The 13,420-nt window shown below is 31.1% G+C and carries 16 protein-coding genes; 7 read left to right on the top strand and 9 right to left on the bottom strand.

Annotation, left to right across the window (positions count from 1 at the left end):
- Position 1 precedes the first annotated feature (1 nt).
- On the top strand, positions 2–787 hold the full coding sequence (locus BUE22_RS02530; protein WP_073393565.1) for a glycosyltransferase family 2 protein: 786 nt from the start codon (positions 2–4) through the stop codon (positions 785–787).
- On the opposite strand, the gene BUE22_RS02525 is transcribed toward BUE22_RS02530, so the two are convergent.
- Entirely contained in the window at positions 768–1,535 is a 768-nt protein-coding gene (locus BUE22_RS02525; protein ID WP_073393564.1) for a Kdo domain containing protein, read from the bottom strand. The two genes, BUE22_RS02530 and BUE22_RS02525, sit on opposite strands and share 20 nt — an antisense overlap.
- A gap of 83 nt (positions 1,536–1,618) precedes the next feature.
- On the opposite strand from BUE22_RS02525, the gene BUE22_RS02520 reads away from it, so the two are divergent.
- Entirely contained in the window at positions 1,619–2,695 is a 1,077-nt protein-coding gene (locus BUE22_RS02520) for a glycosyltransferase family 4 protein (protein ID WP_073393562.1), read from the top strand.
- Position 2,696: 1 nt separating this feature from the next.
- On the opposite strand, the gene BUE22_RS02515 is transcribed toward BUE22_RS02520, so the two are convergent.
- The 4 genes from BUE22_RS02515 to BUE22_RS02500 are packed head-to-tail and all read right to left on the bottom strand — an operon-like array spanning position 2,697 to position 6,487.
- The gene (locus tag BUE22_RS02515) at positions 2,697–3,560 is read right to left on the bottom strand and encodes a hypothetical protein (protein ID WP_073393560.1); all 864 of its coding nucleotides are present in this window, start codon (positions 3,558–3,560) and stop codon (positions 2,697–2,699) included.
- A gap of 34 nt (positions 3,561–3,594) precedes the next feature.
- Positions 3,595–4,416 carry a glycosyltransferase family 2 protein gene (locus tag BUE22_RS02510; protein WP_073393558.1) on the bottom strand — a complete coding sequence of 274 codons (822 nt, stop codon included), beginning with the start codon at positions 4,414–4,416 and terminating at the stop codon, positions 3,595–3,597.
- Positions 4,417–4,421: 5 nt separating this feature from the next.
- Positions 4,422–5,351: a nucleotide-diphospho-sugar transferase gene (locus BUE22_RS02505; protein ID WP_073393556.1), complete on the bottom strand. Its 930-nt coding sequence runs from the start codon at positions 5,349–5,351 to the stop codon at positions 4,422–4,424.
- Between the two features lie 8 nt (positions 5,352–5,359).
- Complete coding sequence (locus BUE22_RS02500) at positions 5,360–6,487, bottom strand: glycosyltransferase family 4 protein (protein ID WP_073393553.1); 1,128 nt, start codon at positions 6,485–6,487, stop codon at positions 5,360–5,362.
- 213 nt (positions 6,488–6,700) lie between these two features.
- Here BUE22_RS02500 and BUE22_RS02495 point away from each other — a divergent pair, with 213 nt between their 5' ends.
- Positions 6,701–7,270, top strand: a complete 570-nt coding sequence (locus tag BUE22_RS02495; RefSeq protein WP_073393550.1) for an L-threonylcarbamoyladenylate synthase — start codon at positions 6,701–6,703, stop codon at positions 7,268–7,270.
- 87 nt (positions 7,271–7,357) lie between these two features.
- Here BUE22_RS02495 and BUE22_RS02490 read toward each other — a convergent pair whose 3' ends face one another.
- Positions 7,358–8,482, bottom strand: coding sequence for a cysteine desulfurase family protein (locus BUE22_RS02490; protein ID WP_073393548.1), 1,125 nt, complete (start codon positions 8,480–8,482; stop codon positions 7,358–7,360).
- Between the two features lie 83 nt (positions 8,483–8,565).
- On the opposite strand from BUE22_RS02490, the gene BUE22_RS02485 reads away from it, so the two are divergent.
- Entirely contained in the window at positions 8,566–9,543 is a 978-nt protein-coding gene (locus BUE22_RS02485) for a hypothetical protein (RefSeq protein WP_073393546.1), read from the top strand.
- A gap of 138 nt (positions 9,544–9,681) precedes the next feature.
- On the opposite strand, the gene BUE22_RS02480 is transcribed toward BUE22_RS02485, so the two are convergent.
- Together BUE22_RS02480 and BUE22_RS02475 are read right to left on the bottom strand one after the other, a co-directional pair.
- Positions 9,682–10,233, bottom strand: coding sequence for a Smr/MutS family protein (locus BUE22_RS02480; protein ID WP_042564174.1), 552 nt, complete (start codon positions 10,231–10,233; stop codon positions 9,682–9,684).
- Positions 10,223–10,408 (bottom strand): hypothetical protein, encoded by a 186-nt coding sequence (locus BUE22_RS02475; RefSeq protein WP_073393544.1) that lies wholly within the window; start codon positions 10,406–10,408, stop codon positions 10,223–10,225. The genes BUE22_RS02480 and BUE22_RS02475 overlap by 11 nt, the downstream gene beginning before the upstream one ends.
- A gap of 123 nt (positions 10,409–10,531) precedes the next feature.
- On the opposite strand from BUE22_RS02475, the gene BUE22_RS02470 reads away from it, so the two are divergent.
- Positions 10,532–10,798, top strand: a complete 267-nt coding sequence (locus tag BUE22_RS02470; RefSeq protein ID WP_089075948.1) for a DUF2752 domain-containing protein — start codon at positions 10,532–10,534, stop codon at positions 10,796–10,798.
- 14 nt (positions 10,799–10,812) lie between these two features.
- Here the strand turns inward: BUE22_RS02470 and BUE22_RS02465 are convergent, their stop codons facing one another.
- On the bottom strand, positions 10,813–11,514 hold the full coding sequence (locus BUE22_RS02465; RefSeq protein WP_073393540.1) for a DUF1003 domain-containing protein: 702 nt from the start codon (positions 11,512–11,514) through the stop codon (positions 10,813–10,815).
- 193 nt (positions 11,515–11,707) lie between these two features.
- On the opposite strand from BUE22_RS02465, the gene epsC reads away from it, so the two are divergent.
- Together epsC and cysM are read left to right on the top strand one after the other, a co-directional pair.
- Positions 11,708–12,499, top strand: coding sequence for a serine O-acetyltransferase EpsC (epsC, locus tag BUE22_RS02460; RefSeq protein ID WP_042564170.1), 792 nt, complete (start codon positions 11,708–11,710; stop codon positions 12,497–12,499).
- Entirely contained in the window at positions 12,499–13,386 is an 888-nt protein-coding gene (gene cysM, locus BUE22_RS02455) for a cysteine synthase CysM (RefSeq protein ID WP_073393538.1), read from the top strand. Before epsC ends, cysM begins: the two co-directional genes overlap by 1 nt.
- Positions 13,387–13,420: the final 34 nt, after the last annotated feature.

The following is a 13,420-nucleotide window of genomic DNA, read 5'->3' as shown; positions in this document are numbered from 1 at the left end:
AATGATTTTGGCAGAAAAACAGCGGTTAACAGTTTTAATCATTACTTACAACGAAGAGTCGAATATAAAAACACTTCTTGATGATTTGGCTTTTGCCGATGAGATAATTGTGGTAGATTCTTTTAGTACCGATAAAACTTTTGAGGTTGTATCAGGATTTAAAAATGTAAAAATATTTCAGCGCACATTTGATAATTTTGCCTTACAACGTAATTTTGCATTAAGTCTCGCCACAAATTCATGGATTCTTTTTATTGACGCAGATGAAAGATTGACGCCTAAACTTAAACAAGAAATAGATTTTACGATAAATCAAAAAGACAGCGCTTCGGCTTATTTTGTTTATCGAAATTTTATGTTCAAAAACAAAAAAATACGTTTTAGCGGCTGGCAAACTGATAAAATCATCCGACTTTTCAAAAAAGAACATGCACATTATAATGTCAATAAAATTGTGCATGAAAAATTAATCGTAAACGGAAAAACAAAAAAATTAAAACATAAACTAAATCATTACTCATATTCCAGTTACAACGAATACAAGCAAAAAATGATTTTTTATGGAAAATTAAAAGCACAGGAACAATTTATAAAAAACACAAAACCAAGCTTTTATCATTTCTATCTGCGCCCTGCTTATAAATTTTTAAATCAGTATTTTTTACGATTAGGAGTTCTGGATGGCCGAAAAGGAATTATTATCTGTTATTTAAATGCTTTAAGCGTTTTTGTACGCTATCAGGAACTTAAAAAAATTATTAAACAAGCTAAGACTTCCAAAATTTAAGCTTCTTTTTCAGTCTTTTCTTTCTGGCGAATTCTTCTTGAAAATCTACCGTTGCTTTCCACATAGTGTCGAAAATTTCAGCTTCTGTTTTATCTTTATAAAACTTTGCATATTCATTACTCATAACTGCAATCATTTCTTTATGAGGCGTTAAGCGTCTAAAATTATTCATGCGCTGTTCAAAAGTCATATCTGCATGAAAGTTCATTCGGTTTAAATCAACCAGAAAAAAATCATATTTATTGTCAGTCGTTTTTTTGATTAAAGTATTTCCTGGCGAATGATCTAAAAATTCAACCCCTTTTTGATGCAAATCGAAAGTAAATTTCGAAAACTGTCTTAATATGTTATCATGATCCGGATAATCAGGAATTTCTACTAGTTCTCTATAGGTCAATTCAGTAATTAAATGCTCACTTGCATAATAACTGTCTTTTAACCCAATAGCATTAAAATTTTCAAGAAATGCAATTGGCTGCGGAGTTCCAATACCTTTTTCTAATAAAATAGTTGCAAATTCAAACGAACGTCTTGCTTTTGACTTTCGAAAATATTTGTAAGCAATTTTATTTACGATATTTGGTATTTTAAAAGATTTGATATTAATTGTTGTTCCGTTCAGTTCAAACAATTTTATTTTATTTCGATCACCATTTCCAAAAAGAGTTCCTGAATTATTAAACGTTTTAATATTATCAAGTACAGATAGGGTACTATTTTCAAAAGCGGGATTTACTTTAAAATTCATCAGTATATTTTTATGAACAACAAAAATACATATACAATTTAACACATCAAATTAATATTGTATTTTCGTGAAAAAATTAAGTAATGTCACAGCAAAAGAGTGTTTTTTTAGAAACTCATAACATAAATAACCGAGCAACCGGGTTAGGAACTTTTAATTATGAATTAATTAAAGGTATGGAACAACTTTCTTTTGACAACTTAAAAATCTACCTTAATTCCGGGAAACCGAATTTACTTAAAAATGAATTTGGAGACAAATTCAAATACCACCAATACAGATCTTTTCACAGGTACAAGTCCTTTAGACCTTTTGGCAAGTATGATTTATGGCATGCTGTAAATCAAAACACTAAAATTGAACCGCGTACAAATACAAAATATTTATTAACGATTCATGATGTAAATTTTGTTGAGGAAATATCTAAAGATATGGATCACAAAAGAAATTGCTTATTTAAAGAAAAACTGGAAAGAGCTACTGCAATTACTTATATTTCTGAATTTGCAAAAAAACAAACACATGACTATTTTAAAATTCCGGATGTTCCCGAATATATAATCTATAACGGAAACCCAATATCTACTTTATTAGATACATCTAATTTTGTTAGTAAGGTTCCTGTCGACAAACCATTTTTTTATACAATTGGTGACTTTATTGAGCGAAAAAATTATATCGCAATTATTAACATGATGAAGTCTGTAAAAGATTTTAACTTAATAATTTCAGGAAATGATACGAAAGAATATGGCGCAGTAATAAAAAAATTAATTGCCGATAATGGTCTTGGAAACCAAGTGTTTTTAACCGGAAGGGTAAGTGATGAGGGCAAGCAATTTTACATGAAAAATTGTGTTGCTTTTCTATTTCCTTCAATAAGAGAAGGTTTCGGACTTCCTCCTATCGAAGCAATGAGTTTTGGAAAGCCTGTATTTCTATCTGATAAAACTTCTTTACCGGAAATTGGCGGAAATGCAGCCAATTATTGGACTAATTTTGATCCTGACTACATGAAAACAGTTCTTTTTGAAGGATTGAATTATCATGAAAACAATAAAATTGAATGTCAGACGCTTTTAAAAGACAGAGCTGCCAGCTTTAATTGGAAAGAAGCAGCTGCTGCTTATTTAAAAGTTTACAATGATATTTTATATTAATTTATTTAAATAAAAATTTAAACCATTGTCCAAAGTTCTTCAAAGCTAAGTAAACTGGTGAAATGGTCAATACTTTAGAATTTACTACAAAATCCTTGATTTCTTTCAAATCTCTGCTCGGAAAATAATTTAGTTTTTTCCAGCGGTTCGGTTCTATGTAATAAAAATCTCTAAGTTCAGTATAATTTTTTTCGTTTACTTTAATCCACTTATCAATAAATCCGGCATTAACCTGACGTTTATGCCCCCAGTTTTCTAATTTAAAACGCAATTCTTTCTCTGTTCTTGACAAAGATTCGTGCAAAACAATATTATTGGTATAAATGACACGAGAACTTGTTCTTCTGGCTAAGTTATAGTTAGGATAATTTGTTGCAAATATTGCTTTCATTGGCAAATCAACATACAAAATTCCATTGTCTGTATATTTGTATAGTATAACCCAGAAAGCGGCTATTTGAATTTTATTTTTTTCGGGATTATCCAGATAATGATCGTGTTTTCTTAAATCTAAAACAAACTTTTCAAAATCAAAAAAGTACTCATCACTATCTACCTGAACAAGCCAATTTCCAATTCCCATTTTTAGGGAAAGCAAATGGCGCTCGCGGGTATCCATCTCTATTTCGGTTAAAGACGGCACGTAAAAATTATCCCTATAAATCTCGATTTTATTGTCGGTATCTATTTCTTTAAGCCATTCAAAAAAATCAGGATCAACCTCAAACTTATTTCCAGACCATGTAATATAATTTTCATCTATCGCAATAAATATTCTGTCAGATGCAGCATAAACCGGTGGGATGGATAATTTTAATTTTTCATAATCGTGCGAAAACAAAAAGCCTACATGTATTTTTTTCATAAATTCTATATTCAGGAAAGAGTATAAATTGAAATTACTTGTTAGGGGTTTTAGGCAAAAATAGTAATAATAAGCTAATAAAAGCTTTTAATAGTTTCCAGGGAACTGTAAAATTTTTAATATGCTGAAATTGTAAGAATCTTTTTGAATTTAAAACTTCTACTTCTTTATAATCCTCCATAAAAGCTGGAAAATATTTTTGAAAAGTTATTTTTTTCTCTTCATTATATAAATCCCTAAACTTTGGATTTGAAGAAATTCCGGTAAAATCATAAATAGCAATTGTTCTCTTCAAATATTTATAAGAAACATTTTTATAGCATATTGCATAAATAAAAAATTCCCAATCTGATGCAATTTTATAGTTTTCATTATAATAGAAATAATCATCAAAAAGCGTTTTTCTTATAAAAGTCGACTGATGATTTATTGAACTATTATAAAAAAAAGAAAAACTTAATTTTTCAGGATATGTTTTTAATCTTTTCGAACCATTACTTTCTTTATAATTATCACCATAATAAATATCATATTCTGATGTAAAATCCGGAATAGTATCTTCTAATACCGAATTATTATAAAAACAATCTCCACCATTCATAAAAATCACAAAATCTCCGGTAGCGATTTTAATTCCTTTATTCATAGCGTTAAAAACACCATTGTCTTTTTCGCTGACCCAATGTGTAATTTTATCCTGATATTGTTCTATTAATTCTTTGCTTCCATCATTACTTCCTCCGTCTATTACAATAAATTCAAAATCTTTATACGTTTGGTTGGTTACACTTTCCAGCGTTTTGCTTAATCCTTTTTTATCGTTAAAATTTACTGTTATAACAGATACTTTACTCATATCAATTAATTATTATATTTTTTCCAAAATTTTAATTTTCTCCACATTTTTTTTCTCTTTCTTTTTTTTACTTTAAACTCTCTGTTTAAAGTAAAAAAATCGGCCTCTTTATTAGGAAGCATTACTAATGGATGAGTTATCTGCAAAAGTTTTTCGGTTTTCAGATTCGAAAAAGCATCATTAGAATTGTCTGTATGTGTAGCATTTGCACCAAAACCAATATTACTGATCAAATTTACGTTTGGAATAATCGACAAGCCATTATTAAAAAAATTCGTTATTGTCCATTGATAATCCCAAGTGTCGATTTCATTTTTCAATAATTTATTAAAAATGCTTCTCCAGCTTTCTACTACAATGATATTATTAAAAATAAATTTGAAAGTATTCTCAATATCAGCACTTTTGTATTTCGCTAATTCGACATCATAATCAATCCATGCTCTTCTCCAGGATGCCCAGCCCCAAACATGAGTTAAATTTGAAAAATAATAACTATCATTTCCACGTTTTTGACCCATTTGTAAATTGGTACCTCCAATATGTCTTATTCTTGTATCAAATCTGTATTTTTCGAGCATAGCATCACAAAAAACAAAAAAATCTTCAGAGGGCAAACAATCATCTTCTAAAATAATTCCTTCTTCTTCATTTTCAAAAAACCAGTCAATAGCAGATGAAACAGCGTATTTACAACCTAAATTTTCCTCTCTAAATAATGTTTTAACCTCACAATCCCAATCAATTTTTGCTGTAATTGCCCTGGTTTCATTGCAAATTTCTATTTCATTTGGCCTGTCTTTTCTTGCTCCATCTGCAGCTATGTATAACTTAGAAGGTCTGTTATTTCTAATTTGTTCAAAAACTAATTCAGTTACATCCGACCTGTTAAAAATTAAAAATAATACCGCTGATTTTGTTTTGTAGTTATTCATTTTTCAGATTATTTCTTCAATGCTTTTTGATACACAGCCAAACATTGCAAAGCTGCATTTTCCCAATTAAATTTCTTGCTTTGTTCCAATCCTTTTACAGCAAAATTTGCTCTTAAAGCATCATTTTCCAGAAGATCATTAATTTTATTTTTTAAATCTTCTTTACTATTTACATCAAAATATACACCGGCATTTCCTGCAACTTCAGGAAACGAACTATGATTTCCTAAAACAACAGGACATCCACAAGCCATAGCTTCTAAAACCGGAATTCCAAATCCTTCATACAGAGATGGAAAAACAAAACATTTTGCATTTTTATAAAAACTGCCCAACTCTTCTTCTTCAAAATCTTTCTGAATAATTTGATTTTCTAAACCAATTTCTTTTATAAGGTCATTCTCAGCTTTATTAAAATTTCCGCCACCAGCGCAAACTAAATACAAATTCGAATTCTTCTTTAAAAGCTCTTTGATGGCATCAGCCAGAAAAATAAAATTTTTATAATCTGCTCTGGATCCAACAAATAAAATATAATTAGATGGCAAATCCACTGCTATGTTTTCATTTACATTGATTGAGGTTCCATGATAAACCACTTCTATTTTTTCTTCTTCTATATGTGGATATAAACGTAAAATATCATTTTTCGTATTTTGAGAAACGGCAATTATTTTTGTTGCTTTTTCTATTAATAACAACTTATTTGTTGCCATTTTATCTGCATCTGAAAAATACTGTGGAAACAATTCATGAATCATATCATAAACTGTTAATACAAAAGGTTTATTGTCTATATAATTTAAAAAATAAGGATCATAATACGTTGGAATAAACAAATCAAAATTGCTTCCTGATAAACCTTCGTTTATTGTTCTTGCATAATTTAATTTTTTGCTTTTTTTTCGAATACTTATTCCAAGTTTAGATAGAAGTTCCAGAAAAGAATTATGCTTTTTTTGTCTGCTATTATATAAGACACTTTCTTTATAATAAATGTTTTTAGTGTAAAACCATGGTATAATAACTTCTACATCGGGATTTCGGGATAAAACAGAAAATATCTCTGTATAATATCTTGAAACGCCTCCATATTTTTGATAATTAAAAGCTTGTGAATCGAGTATTATCTTCATTCCTAAATTTACTTTTTTATATATTTTACATTTAAAAATAAATGTTTAAAATGACTGTACTAATTTTCAAACAAATTTGTTACATCCAATAAACAAAGTACAAACGTACATTAATAAAATGCTTTTTACATACATATTCGAATACTATTAACACATCAGATTCTTAGAGTTTATTAGTATCTTTGCGCCACTTTTATTAAATATATTGTTGTTATGGAAAATCTGAATCAGGAGATAATAAATGCTTATGAAGTTATTAAAGAAGGCGGAATAATACTTTACCCAACTGATACCGTGTGGGGAATTGGTTGTGATGCTACAAATCCTGAAGCTGTTGCCAAAATATACAAACTTAAACAGCGTGCCGAAACACAAAGCATGATTGTTTTGATGAATGGCGAAAAAATGATGTACAATGTTTTTAAAAATATTCCTGAAGTTGCCTGGCAAATTTTAGATTTGTCTGAGAAACCAACTACCTTAATTTTGGATGAACCAAGAAATGTCGCTCCAAATATTATTGCAGCAGATAATTCATTGGGAGTTCGTGTAGTAAAAGAACCTTTTTGCTTTAAATTATTAGAAAGAATGAAAAAACCATTGGTTTCGACTTCGGCTAATATTTCTGGACAGCCAACTCCAATTGCATTTAAAGATATTAACCCTGAAATTGTTAAAGGTGTTGATTATGTTGTAAAATTAAATCAGGATAAAGTTGCAGGAAAACCTTCTACGATTATAAAACTAACAAACGATTCGCAGGTAAAAGTGATTCGTAAATAATTTTAGATTTTAGAGTGTAGATTTTAGATTATAAAATCTACACTCTAAAATCTTTGAACCTTTGCAACTCTGTCTCTTTGTACCTTTTTAAAGAGTTTTCAAACTTTGAATCAGCCAATCAATATCTTCTTTGGTATTATAATGACTAAATGAAATTCGAAGATTTGGTAATTTTAAATCCGTTTCCGAAAGCATTTCTTTTAAAACATGCGAAGGCTTTATACTTCCTGACTGGCAGGCGCTTCCTCTGGAAACGGCAATGCCCTTCATATCCAGACTAAATAATAACATCGAAGTTTTATCTTCAGAAAAAGGCAAAATGATATTGATGATATTATAGAAATCTTCTTTTTTACCGTTAATTCTAAAACCCGGAAAATGAATTTCTAATTGTTGAATAAGATACATTTTCAAGTCGGAAATATATTTTCTTTCTTCCTCTAAATTTTCATAGGTAACAGACAACGCTTTTGCCATTCCGGCAATTTGATGTACCGCTTCGGTTCCTGCGCGAAGTCCTTTTTCCTGTTCTCCACCAAAAATTAATGGCTGCAAACCTGAGTTTTTACGAATAAAAACAAAACCAATTCCTTTTGGCCCATGAAATTTGTGCGCGCTGGCAACAATAAAGTCAACAGTAGTTTTTTGCAAATCGATTTCGGTTTTACCCACAGACTGAACAGTATCTGAATGAAATAAAGTATTGTATTGCCTGCAAATAACACTAACTCTGTCAAGATCTAAAATAGCGCCTGTTTCGTTGTTTACGTGCATTAAACTGACAATAGTTTTTTTATCCTCAGATAATAAACTTGATAAATGGGTTAAATCGATACTTCCGTCATGATTTACATCAACATAATCAACCTGAATACCATAATCTGATTGTAAAGCTAAAACGGCATATAAAACCGCATGATGTTCAATTTTTGAAGTTATAATACGGGTTACTTTCAAATCTTCAACAGCCGAACGAAGAATCCAGTTATCAGCTTCTGTACCGCCGGATGTAAATATAATTTCCTGTGCAGAACAATTTAACTGTTTAGCAATACTTTTTCTGGAAAGTTCTAAAATAGTTTTTCCATTTCGTCCAAAACTGTGCGTAGATGAAGGATTACCAAAATCTTCAGTCATCACTTTTGTCATTTCCTGAATAACTTCAGGTCGCATGGCTGTAGTTGAGGCGTTATCGAGATATACTTTTTTCATTAGTGCAAAGTTAAGAAATATCAATTGTGAATTCTTAAATATCATTTGCCAAATTTTTCACTATTTTTGACCCAAATAAAATTATGATGAGAAAATATGCAAGCTTACTGTTATTCGCATTTTTATTAAATGGCTGCGATGATGGTGATATAACTGTTGATAACGTTGACTTTAGTACAATTACAAACTCTGCAAGCTGTACTGATGAGAATTTATTGGTTTATAAACTTAAAACTCAGGAATCATTACTATTGCAAGTACCTGAAAATACTTTTCCGGAAAACCCGACACCTATAGATGTGCCAAATCAATATAATATTGACAATAGTACTTACAGACTTGTTTACAGAGGTTATGACGGAACAATAGCAGGCACATACATTTGTAGTTTGATACCGCCAACATCACCTAAAGTTATCGATGAATGGTATGCTAAATCAGGGTTAATAGAAATAAAAACCGTACAAACAGCAACAGAACCTGACGCTAATAATGCTACTAGAATTAATGGATATAGTCATAACATTATAATTAAAAATGTTACTTATTCTGTTTCCGGTGTCGATGTAACTGTACCCGAAATTGTATTTGGAGACTTTGCTACAAAATTGGAAACCACATTAGATTTAACATTTGATGAAACAGCAGCACAATGTACTACATCAGGACAAATTTATAATTTTATTGTATCTGGAGCAGCTATAACAATTGATGCTGTAGAATCTGGTTTAATTCAAAACACTGTTACTCCATTAAATCAGCCAAGAACTGCGGTAATAGGTGCTACCAATAATAAACTTTTATACCGAGTTTACAACAGTACTTTGACCGAAGATTATTTTTGCCAAACTACTACTCCATCTACTCCATCTTTAAAAGAAACATGGACTGGAGCTACAGACACAAATGGTTCTATTGAAGTAACAACTACTACGGATGGACCAAATGCATTTAAGCACACAATTGTACTTAAAAATGTAACACTTCAAAAAGGAAACAGCAGCTTTAGATTAGGAAACACTTTTGCAATTGGATCGTTTTCAACAAGTGTTGCAAACTAAGATAATCCAATTCTTTTAAAGCTTTAAATTCTTACAAAAAAACATCCGTTTTTAAAATTGATTTCTCATCGAAATTGACTTTAAAAACGGATGTTTTTTTATGCTTTATTTTGAGTTTTTTCAATTCAATAAACAATCTTATTTATTGTTTTGCTTAATATAAACTTCTGTTGCTCCCAACCCATATTTTTGATAATTGGCATCCTGAAAATCTATTCCGTCATAACGGCCTAATAAAAAGTCAAGTTCCGCTTTTAAGATTCCTTCGCCAACTCCGTGAATAAAAACAATTTTCGGAATTCGATTTCGAATCGCAAATTCGATATGTCTTTTTGCCGTTTCTGTCTGCAGAGTCAAGATGTCATAATTTGACATTCCACGTTTATTAGGAACCAGTTTTTCAATATGCAAATCAAATTCCGGAGCGGCAATTTCGCGTTTATCTTTCTTTTCTTTTACAAAACTTCTTGGTTTTGGCTCCGTTTTCTCTTTGGAAATTTCTTCTAAATTAATTCTTTTAATAGAATTCATTAAATTACTGGAATCTTGCATTTTAAGCAATTCATTGACAAAAAATGTCATCAAAAATCCATCTTCAGTTTCGATCAAAACTTCCTTATTTTTTACCGAAACAACTGTTCCGTTTATGGCTTCGTCTAAAACAGAAACCTTATCTCCTTTATTCAACATCATGCTCCTCTTTTTCTTGATTTTTACTTGGCGTTTTTGCACTCAACTGCATCATTCCATACATGAAAACTGCAATAGCAATTACCATAATATAGATATTTTTTTCTGCCGAAACCTGCTCATATAAGGCAACCGAAATGGCAAGTATCATTATTAAAATTTTAAAAGCTTTCATATTTTAAAGTATAAGAATCCAAAAGTATGAAACTTTAAAATACTAGTTCCTACCTCCTGAAATGTTATCGGATATTTTTTTGTAAAATTGTAAAAAATAATCGCTTTGAATTTAGAGAAATTTATGCTGCCTTGTTTGTTCAAAACGCTGTTCGGAATCGAGTGTCTGGGCTGTGGTTTTCAACGCGCATTATTCTTACTTTTTCAGGGTGACTTTTTTGCTGCTTTTAAGATGTATCCGGCACTTTATTCTACCCTTTTATTTTTCGGATTTGGAGCTTTATATCTTTTCCAAAAATCAAAAAAAAATCAAAAAATGCTTTGGGTTTCGGCTGTCATAAATGGCCTATTTATGGTTGTCGGATATTACTTCAAACACTTTTATTTTTAATTTTTTAACCTGAATTATTTCTTAATCTGATTCAGAATATCGTTCATCATTTCGATTTGTACTTTCTGAATTTCGATTAATTCCTGTTGCTGGTGCATAATCATATGATCAATTTTATCATGAATCATTCTAATTTCCAATTCTGATTTCAGGTTGATCATGTAATCTTTTTTGGCACGGGTTCTGTCTTTTTCTTCCTGACGATTTTGGCTCATCATAATTACCGGAGCCTGTAATGCCGCAATGCATGAAAGAATCAAATTCAGCAAAATAAACGGATAAGGATCAAATCCTTTATTCACCAAAATATAAACATTTGAACTGATCCAAATGACAATAAAAAGCAAAAACGAAATTATAAAAGTCCAGCTTCCGCCAAAGTCTGCCACTTTATCGGCTATTTTTTGACCAAAACTTCTCATTTCTTCTTCATCTTCTACAATACTTACAATTGATTTATCTTCTTTTAAAGAGGTAATAACACTTTTTTCAAGATCAGATAATGTACCAATTTCTGTAGATAAATAATTTGAAACATATTTCTGGCGGTAGTCATTTAATTCTTTAACAGCAATAAAATCAGCATCACAAAAAGAAGGATGATCCTGAATAATAAGTCCTAAAATAGGATCATGGATAGATTTTCCTGAAACTTTTTCGTTTGCAGGAAAAGACAGGTTAGAAATAGCACTCTTAAAAGTCTGATTATTTTTCATTTTTAATATATTTGACTGGCTAAATTACACATTTAACTTCTTAAGAATCATATAAATTATTGCCTTTCAAAAATCTTTTATTTATCACAAATAGAATTCTTAAAACAAAATTTCTTTAGTTAATTCGTGCCTTTATTTACAAAAAACGCCTTACTTTTAACGTTTCAAAATTATTCATCCAATTTTTATAATTGTGTCAAAAAATACCATCATAGAGAATATAAAAGCTTTAAAAAGCCATTTAAATATAAATTACGGAATCAAAACTAAAACTGAAGATTTTACCGAAAAGCTTTTTTATACTCTTTTTGATTCAAATGCGCCTTTAGACCAAAGTATCGACGAACTCGAAATACGTTTTAAGGAAATAGCTGTTCTGGCCTGTAAAAAGCCTCAAAATATGTGCGAATCTATCTGGGATCGTTTCCTGGAAAAATTGCCTGGTGTTCTGGAAAAACTAAATCAGGACGCAGAATATATCTTAGAAAATGATCCGGCATCAAATAGTATTGATGAAGTTTATTTAGGCTATCCCGGTTTTTATGCCATTGCGATTTACAGATTAAGCCATGAATTATATCAGCTTGATTTGTTATTGTTTTCGAGATTAATGAGCGAATATGCACACCGTATTACCGGAACCGATATTCATGCCGGAGCACAAATTGCCTCGCCATTTTTTATTGATCACGCCACAGGAATTGTTATTGGAGAAACCACTGTGATTGAAAAAAATGTAAAAATTTATCAGGGAGTTACACTTGGTGCATTGAGCGTAAGCAAGGAAATGAAAAATGCAAAACGTCATCCAACTGTAGAAAAAAATGTTTGCATTTATGCCAACGCCACTATTTTGGGTGGTCAGACTACAATTGGCAAAAACAGTATTATTGGCGGAAATGCCTGGGTAACAAAATCTATTCCGGCAGGTTCTATTGTCATGAATACCACTACAACTGAAGTTAAAATAAAAGAAATAAAATAATGGGTCCACAGAAATTGCTAAACCTAATTGGAAATACTCCATTGATGGAAACTGTCAATTTGGTTAAAAATAAAAACGTAAAACTTTTACTGAAATTAGAGGGAAATAATCCGGGCGGAAGCGTAAAAGACAGAGCAGCTTACAATATGATTGCATCGGCTCTTGAAAGAGGTGACATTAAAAAAGGAGATAAACTAATTGAAGCTACAAGCGGAAATACCGGAATTGCTCTTGCAATGATCGCGCAATTGTTTCAAATTGAAATAGAACTGGTTTTACCCGAAGATTCTACAAAAGAACGTACTCAAACGATGCGTGCTTATGGCGCTACAGTGATTTTAACGCCTGCCAGCGAAGGAATTATTGGTTCGCGTGACTATGCCGATAAAAAAGTCGCACAAGGCGGATATATCATGCTAAATCAGTTTGCAAATGAGGATAATTGGAAAGCGCATTACAAAACTACAGGTCCGGAAATCTGGAATGATACTGAAGGAACTGTAACGCATTTTGTTTCGGCAATGGGAACGACAGGAACTATCATTGGAACTTCGACTTATTTAAAAGAAAAAAACACTGCGATTCAAATCATTGGTGCACAGCCAAGCGACGGATCTCAAATTCCGGGAATCCGCAAATGGCCACAAGAATATCTACCGAAAATTTTTGATGCTTCGAAAGTAGATACAGTTGTTGATGTAAGCGAAGAAGAAGCCAGAGAAATGACAAAAAGATTAGCTCTTGAAGAAGGTGTTTTCGCCGGAATGAGCAGCGGAGGTTCTGTTGCAGTTGCCCTAAAAATCGCCGAACAATTAGAATCCGGTGTTATTGTAGCCGTTATCTGCGACCGCGGTGATCGTTATTTATCTTCGGATTTATTTGATTGAGGAATTAGCCACTAAGTCGCTAAGGCACTAAGTT

The organism is Flavobacterium pectinovorum (assembly GCF_900142715.1).
GTDB lineage: Bacteria > Bacteroidota > Bacteroidia > Flavobacteriales > Flavobacteriaceae > Flavobacterium > Flavobacterium pectinovorum.
This window is presented reverse-complemented; position numbering and strand designations above follow the sequence as displayed.

What these genes read in the sequence shown, in the direction of transcription:
- BUE22_RS02510 (WP_073393558.1), bottom strand. Translation starts at nt 4,416, where the DNA reads ATGAGTAAAGTATCTGTTATAACAGTAAATTTTAACGATAAAAAAGGA.
- BUE22_RS02470 (WP_089075948.1), top strand. Translation starts at nt 10,532, where the DNA reads ATGCTGCCTTGTTTGTTCAAAACGCTGTTCGGAATCGAGTGTCTGGGC.
- BUE22_RS02480 (WP_042564174.1), bottom strand. Translation starts at nt 10,233, where the DNA reads ATGTTGAATAAAGGAGATAAGGTTTCTGTTTTAGACGAAGCCATAAAC.
- BUE22_RS02485 (WP_073393546.1), top strand. Translation starts at nt 8,566, where the DNA reads ATGATGAGAAAATATGCAAGCTTACTGTTATTCGCATTTTTATTAAAT.
- BUE22_RS02490 (WP_073393548.1), bottom strand. Translation starts at nt 8,482, where the DNA reads ATGAAAAAAGTATATCTCGATAACGCCTCAACTACAGCCATGCGACCT.
- BUE22_RS02515 (WP_073393560.1), bottom strand. Translation starts at nt 3,560, where the DNA reads ATGAAAAAAATACATGTAGGCTTTTTGTTTTCGCACGATTATGAAAAA.
- BUE22_RS02525 (WP_073393564.1), bottom strand. Translation starts at nt 1,535, where the DNA reads ATGAATTTTAAAGTAAATCCCGCTTTTGAAAATAGTACCCTATCTGTA.
- BUE22_RS02465 (WP_073393540.1), bottom strand. Translation starts at nt 11,514, where the DNA reads ATGAAAAATAATCAGACTTTTAAGAGTGCTATTTCTAACCTGTCTTTT.
- BUE22_RS02500 (WP_073393553.1), bottom strand. Translation starts at nt 6,487, where the DNA reads ATGAAGATAATACTCGATTCACAAGCTTTTAATTATCAAAAATATGGA.
- BUE22_RS02505 (WP_073393556.1), bottom strand. Translation starts at nt 5,351, where the DNA reads ATGAATAACTACAAAACAAAATCAGCGGTATTATTTTTAATTTTTAAC.
- BUE22_RS02495 (WP_073393550.1), top strand. Translation starts at nt 6,701, where the DNA reads ATGGAAAATCTGAATCAGGAGATAATAAATGCTTATGAAGTTATTAAA.
- BUE22_RS02520 (WP_073393562.1), top strand. Translation starts at nt 1,619, where the DNA reads ATGTCACAGCAAAAGAGTGTTTTTTTAGAAACTCATAACATAAATAAC.
- cysM (WP_073393538.1), top strand. Translation starts at nt 12,499, where the DNA reads ATGGGTCCACAGAAATTGCTAAACCTAATTGGAAATACTCCATTGATG.
- BUE22_RS02475 (WP_073393544.1), bottom strand. Translation starts at nt 10,408, where the DNA reads ATGAAAGCTTTTAAAATTTTAATAATGATACTTGCCATTTCGGTTGCC.
- BUE22_RS02530 (WP_073393565.1), top strand. Translation starts at nt 2, where the DNA reads ATGATTTTGGCAGAAAAACAGCGGTTAACAGTTTTAATCATTACTTAC.